The organism is Brevundimonas naejangsanensis (assembly GCF_003627995.1).
GTDB lineage: Bacteria > Pseudomonadota > Alphaproteobacteria > Caulobacterales > Caulobacteraceae > Brevundimonas > Brevundimonas naejangsanensis_B.
Genome location: NZ_CP032707.1, coordinates 2,904,060 through 2,919,644, shown reverse-complemented (window position 1 = coordinate 2,919,644; position 15,585 = coordinate 2,904,060). Strand labels below are relative to the sequence as shown.

The window sequence follows — 15,585 nt, the reverse complement described above, 5'->3', positions numbered from 1 at the left end:
AGATTCACGAAGGCCCCGGAAAGTACGCATCATGACCGAGAGCAAAATCCTCCCTGTCCTGCCGCTGAGAGACATCGTCGTCTTTCCGCACATGGTTGTGCCGCTGTTCGTCGGGCGCGAAAAGTCGGTGCGCGCCCTCGACGAGATCATGAAGGGCGAGAAGCAGATTCTGCTCGCCACCCAGAAGAACTCGGTCGACGACGACCCGACGGCGGACGCCATCTTCCCGATCGGCGTCCTGGCCACCGTGCTGCAACTGCTGAAGCTGCCCGACGGCACGGTGAAGGTGCTGGTCGAGGGCAAGTCGCGGGCGCGTCTGACGCGCTTTACGGACCGCGAGGAATATTACGAGGCCGAGGCCGTCGAGATCGAGGACGAGGCCGGTGATCCTTCGCAGAGCGAAGCCCTGCTGCGCGCCGTGGTCGAGCAGTTCGAAAACTATGTGAAGCTGAACAAGAAGGTCCCCCCCGAGGCCCTCAGCGCCATTCCCCAGATCACCGATCCGTCCAAGCTGGCGGACTCGGTCGCCGCCCATCTGTCGGTGAAGATCGCCGACAAGCAGGGCCTGCTCGAAACCGTCGCCGTCCCGGCGCGGCTGGAGAAGGTCTATGGCCTGATGGAAGGCGAAATCAGCGTCCTGCAGGTCGAGAAGAAGATTCGCAGCCGCGTGAAGCGGCAGATGGAGAAGACCCAGCGCGAGTATTATCTGAACGAGCAGATGAAGGCGATCCAGCGCGAGCTGGGCGAGACCGACGACGCTCGCGACGAACTGCTGGAGCTGGAAAAGCGCATCAAGAAGACGCGCCTGTCCAGGGAGGCCCGCATCAAGGCCGAGGCGGAGCTGAAGAAGCTGCGCAATATGTCGCCCATGTCGGCGGAATCGACCGTGGTGCGGAACTACCTCGACTGGCTGCTGTCGATCCCGTGGGGCAAGGCCAAGACCAAGCCGATCGACCTGCAGAAGGCCGAGGACATCCTCGAGGAGGATCACTACGGCCTGGAGAAGGTCAAGGAACGGATCATCGAGTATCTGGCCGTTCAGGCGCGCACCGGCAGCCTGAAGGGGCCGATCCTGTGCCTGGTCGGTCCTCCGGGCGTCGGCAAGACCTCGCTGGCCCAGTCCATCGCCAAGGCGACGGGGCGTGAATACGTCCGCATGTCGCTGGGCGGCGTGCGCGACGAGGCCGAGATCCGCGGCCACCGCCGCACCTACATCGGCTCCATGCCCGGCAAGATCATCCAGGCGATGAAGAAGGCGAAGACGACCAACGCCTTCATCCTGCTGGACGAGATCGACAAGCTGGGCGCCGACTGGCGCGGCGACCCGTCCTCGGCGCTGCTGGAGGTGCTGGACCCGGCCCAGAACTCGACCTTCGGCGACCACTATCTGGAGGTCGACTACGATCTGTCCCAGGTGATGTTCGTCACCACGGCCAACAGCCTGAACATGCCGCAGCCGCTGATGGACCGCATGGAGATCATCCGGGTCTCGGGTTACACCGAGGACGAGAAGGTCGAGATCGCCAAGCGTCATGTCCTGCCCAAGCAGATGAAGGACCACGGCCTCAAGGACGGCGAACTGATCGTCCCGGAAGAGACGATCCGCGAACTGATCCGCTACTACACGCGCGAAGCGGGCGTCCGCTCCCTTGAGCGCGCCCTGGGCGGGCTGGCCCGCAAGGCCGTCCGCGAGATGGCCAAGACCAAGGCCGCCTCGATCACGGTCGACAGCGCCAAGCTGGCCGAATACGCGGGCGTTAAGAAGTTCCGCTACGGCGAGACGGACGCCGAGGATCAGGTCGGCATCGTCACGGGCCTGGCGTGGACCGAGTTCGGCGGCGACATCCTGACCATCGAAGCCCTGAAGATGCCGGGCCGCGGCCGCATGACCGTGACCGGCAACCTGAAGGAGGTCATGAAGGAGTCGATCTCGGCGGCGGCCTCCTATGTCCGCAGCCGCGCGCTGAGCATCGGCGTCAAGCCGCCGATGTTCGAGAAGAGCGACATCCACGTCCACGTGCCGGACGGCGCCACGCCCAAGGACGGCCCTTCGGCGGGCGTGGCCATGACCGTGGCCATGGTCTCTGTCCTGACGGGCATCCCGATCCGCAAGGACATCGCCATGACCGGCGAGATCACCCTGCGCGGCCGGGTCACCGCCATCGGCGGTCTGAAGGAGAAGCTGCTGGCGGCCCTGCGTGCGGGCGTGAAGACGGTCCTGATTCCTCAGGAGAACGAGAAGGACCTGGAGGACGTGCCCGAGAATGTGAAGGCGGGTCTCGAGATCGTGCCGATCTCCACCGCCGACGAGGCGCTGAAGTGGGCCCTGACCGGCACGCCCAAGGCCGTGGAATGGGACGAGGCGGCCGAACCCCTGCTGCCGACGCCCACGACGCCGACGGCGGGCGAGGGCGCCGGCGTCAGCCACTGACGCACGGTCTCTGACGACATGGGAAGGCGGCTCGGAGCGATCCGGGCCGCCTTTTTCCTTGGCGGCTGCTGCCCTAACGCTCGCTCATCCCGGCGGATGCCGGGACGCCGGGCCCCCGCCTCGTTTTGACCTGTGCCGCGACAGCCGCTTAAGTGCGCGCTGCGTTCGCGAGGGGAGCCGCAGACATGACCAAGACGGAACTGATCGGCCGCATGGCCGAGGCGGCGGGCATCAGCCGCGACCAGGCCAAGCTGGCCCTGGAGGCCTTCACCGATCAGGTGACGGGCTCGTTGGCGCAAGGGCGCGACGTCCGCCTGGTGGGCTTCGGGAGCTTCATCGCCGTGGACCGCAAGGCCGGCGTGGCTCGCAACCCCCAGACCGGCGAACCGATCGCCCGCCCGGCCTCGCGCACGGCGCGGTTCCGTCCCGGCGAGGGCCTGAAAAGCGCCTTGAACGGCTGAGCGCCACAGGGCATGAAGCCCGCTCCGGTACGAGTCGGAACAATGGGGGCGGCTAGCTCAGCTGGTCAGAGCATCTCGTTTACACCGAGAGGGTCGGCGGTTCGAACCCGTCGCCGCCTACCATTTCCCTGGAAAATCAGACCTTCGCAGGCGCGCTGACCAATTTGCGGCCGATCGCGCCTGTCTTGCTTTCGCAAGATTTGCGGATAACGCTGAAATGCTTGTGTCCGGGCGATGCGCGAGGGGCGAGGATGAGCAGGCAGGACCTGATCAAGGCCGCCATGGCCCGGATCGAGGACGCCGCCTTCGATCCGCAAGCCTGGGACGAGGCTTTGCGCGCCGTCGCAGCGGCCACGGGCGGTCGGTTCGGCCAGTTGATCGCCATCGGTGGGAGGGAAGGCCCGGCCTTCAATCGCTTGCCGGACATGGATCCTGACCTGCGACGCCAGTGGGCCGAGGTCAACGGCCATCATCCAGGCGTCAATTCCCGTATTCGCATCGGCGGCGCGGCCCCCGTGATGCGGGTGCTCGATGAGACGAGCTTCACCACCGAAGCGGACTCGCGCCGCAACCCCGCTTACGGGGACCTGATCGACAGGGCCGATATTCCTTTCATCTGCCTGACGACCCTCGTCCGCGAGCCGGGCGTTCAAATCGGCATGGCGGTGATGCGGGGCAGGGCCCAGGGCAATGTCGAGGCCGAGGATCGCCGCATCTTTGCACTTCTGGCCTACCGCGCACGCCAGGCGATCCGCACCACCCTTGTGCTGGGTGAATAGGGATGGCGATGGGCACGGTGCGCGCCCATGTGCGCCACCTGTTCGACAAGACCGGCGCCGCCAACCTCGCCCAGCTTGTGGCGCTTCTCAGGGCGTATGACGTCTGACGGCCTCGTCAAGCGCGAGGGGTGTGAAATTGAAAACGCCGGAGCTTTCGCCCCGGCGTTTCTGCATTCAGCGTCGTGCGACGAGTCAGCCGCGCTCGGCCAGCGGCACGAAGTCGCGCTGCGTCGGGCCGGTGTACAGCTGACGCGGGCGGCCGATCTTCTGCGACGGATCGGCCATCATTTCCTGCCACTGGGCGATCCAGCCCACGGTGCGCGCCAGGGCGAACAGCACGGTGAACATGGTGGTCGGGAAGCCCATGGCCGACAGTGTGATGCCCGAATAGAAGTCGACGTTCGGGAACAGCTTGCGCGAGGTGAAGTACTCATCCTGCAGGGCGACGCGTTCCAGCTCCTTGGCGACCAGGAACAGCGGGTCGTTCTCGCGGCCCGTGGCGGCGAGGACTTCATAGGCCGACTGCTGCATGACCTTGGCGCGCGGGTCGTAGTTCTTGTACACGCGGTGGCCGAAGCCCATCAGCTTGTACTTGCGGGCCTTCACGCCCTCGATGAACTCGGGGATGCGCTCGGGCGTGCCGATTTCCTTCAGCATGTTCAGCGCCTCTTCGTTGGCGCCGCCGTGCGAGGGGCCCCACAGGCAGGCGATGCCGGCGGCGATACAGGCGAACGGATTGGCGCCCGACGAACCGGCCAGGCGGACGGTCGAGGTCGAGGCGTTCTGCTCGTGGTCGGCGTGCAGGATGAAGATGCGGTCCATGGCGCGCACCAGGGCCGGATCGACGTGATAGTCCTCGGCCGGCACGGCGAAGCACATGCGCAGGAAGTTCTCGGCGTACGACAGGTCGTTGCGCGGCGAGATGAAGGGCTGGCCGACGTGGTACTTGTAGGCGCGGGCCGCGATCGTCGGCATCTTGGCGATCAGGCGGATGGCCGAGATGTCGCGCTGGACCGGGTCATGGATGTCCAGGCTGTCGTGGTAGAAGGCCGACAGGGCGCCGACGGTGCCGACCATGATCGCCATCGGATGGGCGTCGCGGCGGAAGCCTTCGAAGAAGCGGTCGAACTGAGCGTGCAGCATGGTGTGCCGCGTGACGTTCTGCTCGAATTTCTCGTACTCGGCCGCGTTGGGCAGTTCGCCGTGCAGCAGCAGGTGGCAGACTTCCAGGAAGTTCGACTTCGAGGCCAGTTGGTCGATCGGATAGCCGCGGTGCAGCAGCACGCCTTCGTCGCCGTCGATGTAGGTCAGGCCCGATTCGCACGAGGCGGTCGAGGTGAAGCCCGGGTCGAAGGTGAAGGCGCCGGTGCCGGCGTACAGCTTGCGGATGTCGATGACGTCCGGGCCGGTCGAGCCGGACAGGACGGGAAGGTCGACGCTCTTGTCGCCGTACGACAGGGTCGCCGAGCCGGCGGGTTTCGCTTGTTCAGTCATCTAGGCCCCTTGTTCTTCCTTGGACCTGGCGCGGGGAGGCGTGCGGCCCTGTGTGGTTATGGTGTTCACTTAGTCTGTTGCAGCGCATCATCCAAGCGTCCGAGACTTTCGTCGCGGCCGAGAGCGGCCAAAGTCCGCGCGATATCCGGGGATGGCGCGCCGCCCGTCAGGGCTGCGCGGAGGGAAGGTCCGATTTTTCCGAAGCCTACGCCTTCCTCTTCGGCAAACACCTTAAGCTCTGATTCCAGAGCGAAAACGTCCCAGCTCTGAAACAGGCTGAGCCGTTCACGGAGACGTGAAATTCGAGCGCCGCCTTCTCCCTGCAGCAGGCCGAGGGATTTCTCGTTGAGGACCAGGGGTCGCGCTTGCAGCACGAAGGCGGTCTGGTCGGCCAGCTCCGGGATGGTCTTGGCGCGGTCCTTCACGAAGGGCATGGCCCGCAGCAGGCGCGCCTCGTCGTCGGGCTCCAGCGTGCGGCCGCGCACCAGGTGGGCGTCCAGGGTCAGCTTGGCCAGGCGGTCGTCGTCGGCCAGGCGCAGCCAGTGGGCGTTGACGTGAGCCAGCTTGTCGAAGTCCAGGCGGGCGGGCGCCTTGTTGACCCCGGTCAGGTCGAACCAGGCCAGGGCCTGCTCGTCGCTGAACAGCTCGTCGTCGCCGTGGGCCCAGCCCAGGCGGGCCAGGTAGTTGCGCATGGCCTCGGGCAGATAGCCCATGTCGGCGTATTCATGCACCGCCTGGGCGCCGTGGCGCTTGCTGAGCTTGGCCCCGTCGGGGCCGTGGATCAGCGGGATGTGGGCGAAGGTCGGGCGCGTCCAGCCGAGCGCGTCGTAGATCAGGCTCTGACGGGCGGCGTTGTTGAGGTGGTCGTCGCCGCGGATGACGTGGGTCACGCCCATGTCGTGGTCGTCCACCACCACGGCCAGGTTGTAGGTCGGCGCCCCGTCCGAACGCAGGATGACCAGATCGTCCAGCGCAGACGATTCCCAGCGCACCGTGCCCTGCACGGCGTCGTCGACCGCCACGGCCTGATCCAGCGGGCGGCGGAAGCGCACGGTGTGCGGCTTGGCCAGGTCGTCGACGCTGGGCGCGCGGTCGCGCCAGGGCGAGACGAAGTCGCGGCCCTCGGCCTTGGCCTGGTCACGCAGGATCGTGGTCTCGTCCGCGGTCAGGAAGTCGCGATAGGCGTGGCCGGTCGCCAGCAACTGGTTCACGACCTCGCGGTGACGGTCGGCGCGGCTGAACTGGAAGACCGGCTCTTCGTCGCCGAACAGCTCCAGCCAGGACAGGCCGTCGAAGATGGCCTTCACCGCGTCGTCCGTCGAACGCTCGCGGTCCGTATCCTCGATGCGGATCAGGAATTTGCCGCCGCGTCCCTTGGCGTAGAGCCAGTTGAATAACGCGGTTCTCGCGCCGCCGATATGCAGGTAGCCTGTAGGCGAGGGGGCGAAGCGGGTGACGACGGTCGAAGACGGGGAGGTCATAGAGGCAGGGTCCATAGGGCAGGGTCTTATACGCTCGCCCGTGGGGAAGCGAACCCTCATGGCCCGGTTAATTGACAGTCTGCATCACGACGTTCGGACCCAGGCGGATCGCTGGCCCCTGTGGTCGTCCGTCTGCTTCGGCGCCGGGTGCGCCGCCTATTTCGCGCTGAGGGCCGAGCCGGGCGTGTGGCCGCTGGCGATTGTCGCCGTTGGATTGTTCGGCGCCTGGCTTGTCGGCCGGGCTCGGGGCCTTCCGCGTACGGCGACGCTCTTCCTGCTGATGGTGGCCTGCTTCGGCGGCGGCCTGGCGATCGCCAAGCTGAGGGCCGAGGCCGCAGCGGCGCCGATCGCGCCGATGGACATGGCGCCGACCCAGGTCGAGGGCTGGGTCATGGACGTGGATTCGCCGGGCCAGAACGGCGCCCGCGTTGTCGTGGCGCCGGTGCGCGTGCGCGGCCTGGCGCCCGAGGCGACGCCCCAGCGGTTGCGGGTCACGGTGAAGGGCGCGCCGCCGCCGCCCGGCGCGGCGATCCGCGTGTTCGGCATCCTGAATCCCCCGCCGCCGCCCGCCGGCCCCGGCGCCTATGACTTCGGCCGCAACGCCTATTTCCAGGGCATGGGCGGGACGCTGTTCGCCCTGGGGCCGACGCGGCCCGCCGACCTGGCCCGGCCGCCGTGGCGGGTGCGGATGGCGATGCGCGTCAACGCCATGCGCTACGCCCTGGCCGAGCGCATCGTGGCCCGGTTGGGCGAGCGGACGGGCGGGGTGGCGGCGGCCATGACCACGGGACACGAGACCTGGATCCAGAGCCCGGACCTGGACGCCATGCGAGATTCGGGGCTGGCGCACATCCTGTCGATCTCGGGCCTGCACATGGCGGTCGTGGGGGGCTTTGTCTTCTTCGCCGTGCGCCTGCTGGTCGCGGCCTGGCCGTGGCTGGTGCTGCGGACATCAGGCAAGAAGGTCGCGGCGGTCGCAGGCCTGATCGCGGTCGGGACCTATCTGGTCATCTCGGGCGCGCCGCCTCCCGCCGAACGGGCGGCGGTCACGGCCTCCATCGCCTTCCTGGCCATATTGGCGGACCGACAGGCGGTGACCATGCGGGCGCTGGCGGCGGCGGCCTTCGTCGTCCTGCTGCTGCGGCCCGAGGCCGTGGTGACGCCGGGGTTCCAGATGTCGTTCGCGGCGACGGCGGCCCTGGTGGCCCTGGTCGAGGTCTGGCCGCGCCGCATCCGCGAGTTCGCCGCGCCCTGGCCCATCGTCGCGGTGCAGCGGTTCGGCAGGTGGCTGCTGGCCGCCTGCGCCGCCAGCCTGGTTGCGGGCATGGCGACGGGGCCGTTCGCCATGCAGCATTTCAACCGCACGGCCGTTTATGGGCTGATCGCCAACCTGGCGACGGCGCCGCTGGCCGACTTCATCATGATGCCGGCCCTGGCGCTGGGCGCGGCGCTGGAGCCGTTGGGCCTGGGGGCGCCCTTTCTGTGGCTGGCGGGCAAGTCGGTCGAGGTCATGCTGGCCATCGGCCATTGGGCGGCCGGCCTGCCCGGCGCGGTTCAGGCGATCCCCAGCGCTCCGGCGGCGGCCCTGCCGGTCGCCTTCCTGGGCATTCTGTTCATGTGCCTGTGGCGTGGGCGGTGGCGGTGGCTGGGCCTGCCGTTCGCGGCGGCGGTCCTGATCTGGCCGCGCCCGGCGCCGCCGGATGTCTGGATCGGCGACGGCGGGGCCAACGGCGCGTTCCGGCAGGGGGAACAGGCGGTCGTGATGCGGCCCGAGGTGCGTCGCTTCGCCAGCGACCTGTGGTCGCGACGGCGCGGGCTTGAGGCGGTGGGGCGGCCGTCGGAAGGTTGGAGTTGCAAGCGGTCGTTCTGCGCGCCGGAGCATGAGGGCGGCGTGCTCGCCCTGTGGTGGGGCAAGGCGGCGCCGGGGGCGGAGCAGATGGACCAGCTGTGCCGTAGCGCCGAGGTCGTCAGCGTGCGGGCCGTGATCGCGGCCCTGCCGCCATCATGCGAGGGGCGGCTGGTGCTGGACGGCGCGGACCATGCGCGCGGCGGGTCGGTGGAGTTGTGGCGCGACGGTGCGGACGGCTGGCGCGCCCTGTGGGCGGCGGAGGTCCGGGGACGGCGGCCGTGGAGCGGGGGCGGTTCTAACTCGGCGCACCCTCTAAACCCGCTCATCCCGGCGGACGCCGGGATCCAGTAAGGGCCGCACGCGCTGTCGCTGGCTAGAGGACGCCAGAGGACGGACAGACTTCAAACGGGCCCGCTTGAAGCCAAAGCACTGGATCCCGGCGTCCGCCGGGATGAGCGGAGATGCGAAAGGGGTGCCTTCTTATGGGCGCGGGGCAGGAGCGCCCGGCCTCAGTGATACCGGCGCAGCAGGCCGACCAGCTTGCCCTGGACCTCGACCTGGTCGGGGCCGAAGATGCGGGTCTCATAGGCGCGGTTGGCGGGCTCCAGCGCGATGGACTGGCCCTTCTTTCGCAGCCGCTTCAGCGTGGCTTCCTCGCCCTCGACTAGGGCGACGACGATCTCGCCCGAGGAGGCGTTCTCGACCCGTTTGATGATCACGGTGTCGCCGTCGAGGATGCCGGCCTCGATCATGGAGTCGCCCTCGATCTCGAGCAGATAGTGTTCGCCCGCGCCCAGCATGGACTCCGGAACCGGCAGACGCTCGCGCTCGTGCTGGATGGCGGCGATCGGGGTGCCGGCGGCGATCTTGCCCAGCAGGGGCAGTTCGCGCACGTCGTTGGCGGCGTCGGCGAGGGCCGTCGAGCGCGGACCGAGGCCGCCGCCCTGGATGACGTCGGGCTTGAAGGGGGCGCGGCCCTTGGCCGGGGCGGCGGTCGTAGCCTGTTCCGGCAGCTTCACCACCTCCAGCGCGCGGGCGCGATGGGCCAGGCGGCGGATGAAGCCGCGTTCCTCTAGCGCCGTGATCAGGCGGTGGATGCCCGACTTGGACGCCAGATCCAGCGCCTCCTTCATCTCGTCGAAGGAGGGCGAAACGCCCGTCTCGCGGATGCGCTCATGAATGAACATCAGGAGTTCGTGCTGTTTCTTCGTGAGCATGGCGGCGAATCCAGAACAAGGCGTGAACCGTTCGGAATGTTCTGTAAGTGTTCTGGTTAAAAGTCAACTAACGCCAGGCTGGCCCCGCGCCCGCCGCAGGACGGGCGCGGGGCAGGGCCTTATTGCGCCGTCGCGGCCGGGGCGCCGTCCTTGTAGCGGTTGAACCATTCCAGCATGGCGTTCATGCGGGCGGCGTTCTGGGACGGGCGGACGGCCAGGCTGTGGCCGACGCCGGGAATTTTCACCAGCGCCGTGGGCACGCCGCGCAGTTGCAGGGCGGTGTAGTACTGCTCCGACTCGCTGACGGGGGTGCGGTAGTCCTCGTCGCCGACGACGACCATGGTCGGCGTCTTCACATTGCCGACCAGCGACAGCGGCGACCGGCGCCAGTAGGCCTCCGGGTTCTCCCACGGATATTCGCCGAACCAGTAGCGGGCGAAGAAGGCCGGGTTGTCGGCCGTCAGCACGAAGCTGGCCCAGTCGATGACGGGCTTCTGGACCACGGCGGCCTTGAAGCGGTCAGTCTTGCCGACGATCCAGCTGGTCAGCACCCCGCCGCCCGAGCCGCCGGTGACGAACAGGCGGTTGGGATCGGCGACGCCCTGAGCGATGACGGCGTCGACGCTGCTGATCAGGTCGTCATAGTCGTTCGACGGATAGTTGTGGTGGATCAGGTTGGCGAATTTCATCCCCGTAGGAGGTCGAGCCGCGCGGGTTGACCGACAGGACGGCGTAGCCCGCAGCGGCGAACAGCTGGTTGTCGGTGGCGAAGTGCGGGCCGTAGGCGGCGAAGGGGCCGCCGTGGATCTCCAGCACCAGGGGATAGCGCTGCCCCTCGACATAGTCGGCCGGCAGGGTCAGCCAGCTTTCGACCGCGCGCTGGTCGTGGGAGGAGGCGACCTGGATGCGGCGCACCTCGCCCAGGCGGCGAGCGCCGAGGAAGTCGGCGTTCAGCCGGGTCAGCTGGGTGCTGCGGCCGCCCTTCAGGACGTGGACGTCGGCCGGGCGGGTCGGCGTTCCGCGCGTGTAGGCGATGGCGCCGTCGTCCGCCACGGTGAAGCCGCCGCCGGTGTAGGGACGGCCGATGTCGTCGCCGGTCAGGTCCTCGATCAGGGGGGTGACGGCGCCGTCCATCGCCACGCGGGCGACCTTGGTGCGGCCCTGGTCGTCATAGGCGACATAGACCGAGCGGCCGTCGTGGCTCCACGTGGGCGACTGGACCGAACGATCCAGGCTCTCGGTCAGGACGCGGCGGTTCGAGCCGTCGGCGTCCATCACATAGAGGCGGGTGTTGTGATAGCCCATCCGCTTATCGTCATAGCCGAGGTAGGCGATGCGGCGGCCGTCGGGCGAGGCGACGGGGGCGTTGTCGGGGCCTGCGCGGCTGGTCAGGGCGGTCAGGCCGCCGGTCTGGACGTCCAGGGCGTAGATTTCGCTGTCGTTCGCCTCGCGCTGCCAGTCGGGGCGGCGGTTGGCGCTGAGATAGATCGTGCGGGAATCGGCCGACCAGGTCAGGCCGCCGCCGTGGTGGAAGTCGCCGTGGGTCAGCTGGCGCGCGCCGCCGCCCTGCGAGCCGACGACGAAGACATGGCGGAAGCCGGGCTTCAGATAGCCCTGGCCGTCGGAGCGGTAGGTGACGCTGTCGATGATCTCCAGCGGCGGGGCCCACTGGGCGCCTTCGGGCTTGGCCAGGGGCGAGCCGATCCTGGGCTTGTCGCCGGCGACCAGGACGGAATAGGCCAACTGCTCGCCGTTGGGCGACCAGCTGACGCTGGACGGGGTGTTGGGCAGGTTGGTGACGCGGACCGCTTCTCCCGACGCCATCCAGCGTACGAACAACTGGGGCGCGCCGCCCTCGGCGCTGGAGATGTAGGACAGGCGCGTGCCGTCCGGCGACCAGCGCGGCTGGCGATGCGAGCCGGCCGAAGCGACAAGGGGCGAATGGCGGCCGGTCTTCACGTCGATCAGCCAGATGGTAGGGCGCATCCGGTCGGTCATGATGTCGGCCGTCTGGCGGACATAGGCGATCTGGCCGCCGTCCGGGCTGATCTGGGCGTCGGAGGCGACCTCCAGGCCGAACAGGTCCTGGGGGGTGAAGCGGCCCGCGTCGGCGGCGGGCAGGGCGGTTTGGGCGGCGGGCGCAGCCTGGGCCAGCGCCGGCGCATGGGCGCTCAGGATCAGGGCGCAGGCCGCCCAGGCGAACTTGTTCATGTGAAATCCCCCTCTGGATCGGGGGGGATCATAGGAGGGCGCGGGTCCGCGGCAAGATACGGAAAGGGCCGCCGGAACGAATCCGACGGCCCTATTTCGTCCGAAGACTGAAGAAACCTCAGAACTTGAAGCTGGCCCGCAGCAGCAGGGTGTAGCGGACGTAGTCCTCGAGCATTTCGGCGTCGCCGGTGATGGACAGCAGGCCCAGGTCGTTGCCGACGTTCAGGCGGAAGCCCAGCAGCGGTCCGCCGCCCTCGATGCTGGCGGGCGTGAGGGTGAAGGCGTCGCCGCCCGAGGCCAGGCGAGCGATGGTCGTCCCGGCGTCGACCGAGAAGTTCTGACGCCAGCCCAGACGGACCTCCGGACGAATCCAGCCGTCCTTGCCGAAGCCGTAGCCGACGTTGACCGCCGCCACGCCCGAGAAGATGTGGCCGTCGCGCTTGTCGATGTCGAGGTCGAAGCCGTCGCCGCCGCCGCGCTCGCTGCGGGCGTCCTCGTTCAGCGAGAAGTATTCGACATAGGCCTCGGGTCGGACGTTCAGGCGGCCGAAGTTGCGCTCGTAGGAGGCGCCGCCGGCGGCGGCCAGGGTGAAGCCGTGCCAGTCGGATTCGTTCTTCAGATTGACCCCTTCGGCCACCAGCTTGCGCGTGGCGCTGAAGGAGGCGTAGCCGCCGGCCGCGCGAGCCCAGGTCGACCAGTACTGGCCCTGGGCGCGCCAGTAGAGGCCCAGCTCCAATAGATTGGCCGACAGGACTTCCTCGGCCGCGGCCTCGGGGTCCTCCAGGTCGGAGGAGGTGAAGGCCGCCGTCAGGCCGACCGCGCCCATGTTGGTGCCGCGCTCGACCCCGCCCGCCAGGCCGAAGCCCTCGGAGCGGAAGCCGTAGGTGTCGGTCTTGTCCTTGTCGGCGTAGAAGTTGATCTCCTGCACCCAGGCGCTGGTCTCGCCCGGCGCGGCCGAGGCGTTGCGGCCGGTCAGGGCCCGGGTCACGGCGTCGACGCCGCTGGCCAGGGACAGCAGCGGGCCGCCCGAGTGGTCGGGCAGGAGCTGCTGATAGATGTTGAAGAATCCGTCGCGGTCCGTCTGGTTCAGCATGGCCGCGCGGATGATCTCGTTGTCGGCCAGGCCGGCGTAGAGCACGTCGTAGGCGGCGGCTTCAGCCTTGATCATCCCGGCTTCTTCAGCCGTGCGGCGGCGGGCGTCGACGGTCAGCTTGCCGGCCGCTTCGTCCACGTTCGAGCTGACCACGAAGGCGTAGGGCGAGTTGGATTGCAGCAAATCCTGATCGATGGCCCCGACGTTCAGATCGCCCGCCTCGATGATGGTGAAGGAGGTCGGGTCCTGGATCAGGGAGTTGAAACGCACGCCCAGGCCCGCGCCGTCGGCCAGGTCGGCCGAACCGCTGACCTTGAAGCCGCCGGCGGCGCCGTTGGCCGGGTCCAGGGTGACGATCAGATTGCCGTCCGCGCCGACGTTCAATTCGCTGATCTCCAATTGGCCGGTGTGGCGGGCGTCCAGGGTGCCCTTGGAGATGTCGATGTCCAGTTGGCCATCGCCGTTCGACAGCTTGCCGGTCACCAGGGCGCCGCCGCTGATGGACAGGCGGTCGGCCCCGGTCCCGAAGGAGATGTCGCCGGTCACCGTGCCGTTGCGGATGTCCAGCACGTCGGCGCCCGAGCCCAGGCGGATGTCGCCCAGGATCGCCGGTTCCTTGGCGTCGGGCACGCCGTCGCCGTCGGCGTCGGGCAGCTTGTTGTCGGGGACGACGACCCCGTCCTGCACCAGGGTGACGCCCGAGCTGTTGGCGCTGAGGTCGACGGCGATCGCCGAGCCCGTCGACGCCACGCCCTGTTCGGGGGTGATCAGGGCGATGATGTTGCCGGTGTTGCTGACGGAGGTCAGCGTCCCCGAGGCGTCGCGGATGGCCACCGCGTCGCCCTTGGAGCCGTTCACGAGGGCCGCCAGGGTGCCCGAGTTGGTCAGCGAGGACACGTTGGCACCGCTGTCGATCAGGATGCCGGCCGCCAGATCGGCGTTCGTCCCCGCCGACACGCTCTGGATCGAACCCGTGTTGACGATGTTGGGCGCCGTGGCGCCCGCGCCGACCAGGATGGCGGTGCTGTTCGCCGTGTTGGCGGTCGAGTTGATCGTGCCTTCGTTGCGCAAGCCGCCGGTCAGGGTGACGGATTGGCCCGTGCCGCCGATCTGAACCGCCGTGGTGTCGATGTCCTTGTAAACGCCGGCGGCTTCGATCGAGCCGCGATTGATCAGGCCGTAGGCGTCGTTGCCCGTGCCGACCGCGCCGAGGGTGATGGCCTTGTCGGCCGAACCGACCAGCACCGCCGGAGCGCCGCCGAAAGCGCGGATGGCGGCGGTCGTTTCCTGAACGTCAGTGATGCCGTCGCCGTCCCGGTCATCGTCCTCGCGGTTCTTCTTGCCGTCGCCGTCGTCGTCCTCGTCGCCATTCTTGACGCCGTCGCCGTCGTCGTCGCCGTCGATGCCTTTGGGGCCGTAGTTCGGCGCGGTGTCGAACAGCACGCCCTTGCTGACGTCGCCGGCGATGCGCACGGCCGGACCGCCCTGGAGCAGGTCATCAGCGTCCAGGTTTTCAAGATAGGTCCGTCCCTCAATCGGATTGCCCGTGGTCGGCTTGGACGGCGGCGGGGTGGTGTAGCGATAGCCGGTGACGGCGACCGCGCCTTGAATCTTGACCGCGCCGTCGACCGCGCCGTCGACGGCGACGGCGACGGCGTTTTCCCCCATGGCGGTGATGCTGCCGAGCAGGGTGATGTCGCCCGTCACGTCGCCCGTGGTGTGCACGCCATAGGTGTTGTTGCCGACGACGTTGATCTGGCCCAGGCTGAAGATGTCGCCGGTCAGCGGCGCATTGATCGTCAGGCCGGACGAGTTGTTGCCCTCGACTTTGATCGAGCCCGACGATTCGATGCGGATGTCGCCGACCAGGGGCGAGGCGCCGGTCACGTGGACGCCGTGACGGTTCGTGCCGTCGGCGAACGGGCCGTCCAGGTCGCCGTCCTTGTCGTCGTCCTTATACTCTTCGATGGAGTCGGTGATGTTGATCGAGCCGGCGATGGTGACATTGCCGGTGTTTCCGCCGTTGACCAGCACGCCCGTAGCGCCATCGGCGGCCTTGAGCATGTCGATCTTGGAATTGCCGTCCAGCTTCACGTCATGGCTGGAATCCAGCGTCACCGCGGCGCCCGAGGTCACGGCGATCGAACCGCCGTTGGCCAGGCGCACGGCGTCGGGTGCGCCGTTGTTGGCGGTCGAGGTGCTGATCGGGGTCGTCCGCGCGGTCGAAACGACCTGTTCAGCCTGAACGCCCGAGGCGACCAGAAGAGGAGCGATCGCAACAGCGCTCGCGAGCAGAATACGCATTCGTCAGAAACCCCTCGTGGTCGCACGCGCAAGGATCGTAAGGCGCCCCCTCCTAACAGGGTCGGCGCCCGCATGCCCCAAGTTTCTCGAATTTGAGGCGAATGCAAGGCCGGGCGTAGGGGGCGGAAGCTGAACGGCGGATGAAAACGGCTCCGGCGGGCGACGCGGCGCTCCGCGCGGGACGCTTGAGCGGGGCCGTAACAAGCGCTACGGGCGAATCGGATGGTGATGCTCAACCCTGTCCGTCGCATCCAAAGTCGGAGCT

10 protein-coding genes and 1 tRNA gene are annotated in these 15,585 nt (G+C 68.3%); 5 read left to right on the top strand and 6 right to left on the bottom strand.

Annotation, left to right across the window (positions count from 1 at the left end; translation table 11 throughout):
- Positions 1-31: 31 nt before the first annotated feature.
- The 4 genes from lon (at position 32) to D8I30_RS13820 (ending at position 3,671) form a co-directional block, all read left to right on the top strand.
- The gene (lon, locus tag D8I30_RS13835; protein ID WP_121483243.1) at positions 32-2,431 is read left to right on the top strand and encodes an endopeptidase La; all 2,400 of its coding nucleotides are present in this window, start codon (positions 32-34) and stop codon (positions 2,429-2,431) included.
- A 185-nt stretch (positions 2,432-2,616) separates the two neighbouring features.
- The gene (locus tag D8I30_RS13830; protein ID WP_121483242.1) at positions 2,617-2,892 is read left to right on the top strand and encodes an HU family DNA-binding protein; all 276 of its coding nucleotides are present in this window, start codon (positions 2,617-2,619) and stop codon (positions 2,890-2,892) included.
- Positions 2,893-2,938: 46 nt separating this feature from the next.
- Positions 2,939-3,015 (top strand) — tRNA-Val (locus D8I30_RS13825).
- Positions 3,016-3,143: 128 nt separating this feature from the next.
- Positions 3,144-3,671 (top strand): hypothetical protein, encoded by a 528-nt coding sequence (locus tag D8I30_RS13820; RefSeq protein WP_121483241.1) that lies wholly within the window; start codon positions 3,144-3,146, stop codon positions 3,669-3,671.
- Between the two features lie 192 nt (positions 3,672-3,863).
- Here D8I30_RS13820 and gltA read toward each other — a convergent pair whose 3' ends face one another.
- Together gltA and gltX are read right to left on the bottom strand one after the other, a co-directional pair.
- A complete protein-coding gene (gene gltA / locus D8I30_RS13815; RefSeq protein WP_121483240.1) occupies positions 3,864-5,165 on the bottom strand; it encodes a citrate synthase in 1,302 nt (433 codons plus the stop codon).
- Between the two features lie 65 nt (positions 5,166-5,230).
- A complete protein-coding gene (gltX, locus tag D8I30_RS13810; protein ID WP_121483239.1) occupies positions 5,231-6,646 on the bottom strand; it encodes a glutamate--tRNA ligase in 1,416 nt (471 codons plus the stop codon).
- Between the two features lie 58 nt (positions 6,647-6,704).
- On the opposite strand from gltX, the gene D8I30_RS13805 reads away from it, so the two are divergent.
- Positions 6,705-8,846: a ComEC/Rec2 family competence protein gene (locus D8I30_RS13805; RefSeq protein WP_121483238.1), complete on the top strand. Its 2,142-nt coding sequence runs from the start codon at positions 6,705-6,707 to the stop codon at positions 8,844-8,846.
- Between the two features lie 158 nt (positions 8,847-9,004).
- Here D8I30_RS13805 and lexA read toward each other — a convergent pair whose 3' ends face one another.
- The 4 genes from lexA to D8I30_RS13790 all read right to left on the bottom strand — a co-directional run bounded on the left by lexA (position 9,005) and on the right by D8I30_RS13790 (position 15,320).
- Positions 9,005-9,712 (bottom strand): transcriptional repressor LexA, encoded by a 708-nt coding sequence (gene lexA / locus D8I30_RS13800; RefSeq protein ID WP_121483237.1) that lies wholly within the window; start codon positions 9,710-9,712, stop codon positions 9,005-9,007.
- 119 nt (positions 9,713-9,831) lie between these two features.
- On the bottom strand, positions 9,832-10,401 hold the full coding sequence (locus D8I30_RS14895) for a prolyl oligopeptidase family serine peptidase (protein ID WP_240387259.1): 570 nt from the start codon (positions 10,399-10,401) through the stop codon (positions 9,832-9,834).
- Complete coding sequence (locus tag D8I30_RS13795) at positions 10,352-11,923, bottom strand: LpqB family beta-propeller domain-containing protein (RefSeq protein ID WP_240387258.1); 1,572 nt, start codon at positions 11,921-11,923, stop codon at positions 10,352-10,354. The genes D8I30_RS14895 and D8I30_RS13795 overlap by 50 nt, the downstream gene beginning before the upstream one ends.
- A 118-nt stretch (positions 11,924-12,041) precedes the next feature.
- Positions 12,042-15,320 carry an autotransporter outer membrane beta-barrel domain-containing protein gene (locus tag D8I30_RS13790; RefSeq protein WP_121483236.1) on the bottom strand — a complete coding sequence of 1,093 codons (3,279 nt, stop codon included), beginning with the start codon at positions 15,318-15,320 and terminating at the stop codon, positions 12,042-12,044.
- Positions 15,321-15,585: the final 265 nt, after the last annotated feature.

Bases quoted from the DNA above. Each gene is read 5' to 3' on its own strand.
- lon (WP_121483243.1), top strand. From the start codon at position 32: ATGACCGAGAGCAAAATCCTCCCTGTCCTGCCGCTGAGAGACATCGTC.
- D8I30_RS13830 (WP_121483242.1), top strand. From the start codon at position 2,617: ATGACCAAGACGGAACTGATCGGCCGCATGGCCGAGGCGGCGGGCATC.
- D8I30_RS13820 (WP_121483241.1), top strand. From the start codon at position 3,144: ATGAGCAGGCAGGACCTGATCAAGGCCGCCATGGCCCGGATCGAGGAC.
- gltA (WP_121483240.1), bottom strand. From the start codon at position 5,165: ATGACTGAACAAGCGAAACCCGCCGGCTCGGCGACCCTGTCGTACGGC.
- gltX (WP_121483239.1), bottom strand. From the start codon at position 6,646: ATGACCTCCCCGTCTTCGACCGTCGTCACCCGCTTCGCCCCCTCGCCT.
- D8I30_RS13805 (WP_121483238.1), top strand. From the start codon at position 6,705: ATGGCCCGGTTAATTGACAGTCTGCATCACGACGTTCGGACCCAGGCG.
- lexA (WP_121483237.1), bottom strand. From the start codon at position 9,712: ATGCTCACGAAGAAACAGCACGAACTCCTGATGTTCATTCATGAGCGC.
- D8I30_RS14895 (WP_240387259.1), bottom strand. From the start codon at position 10,401: ATGAAATTCGCCAACCTGATCCACCACAACTATCCGTCGAACGACTAT.
- D8I30_RS13795 (WP_240387258.1), bottom strand. From the start codon at position 11,923: ATGAACAAGTTCGCCTGGGCGGCCTGCGCCCTGATCCTGAGCGCCCAT.
- D8I30_RS13790 (WP_121483236.1), bottom strand. From the start codon at position 15,320: ATGCGTATTCTGCTCGCGAGCGCTGTTGCGATCGCTCCTCTTCTGGTC.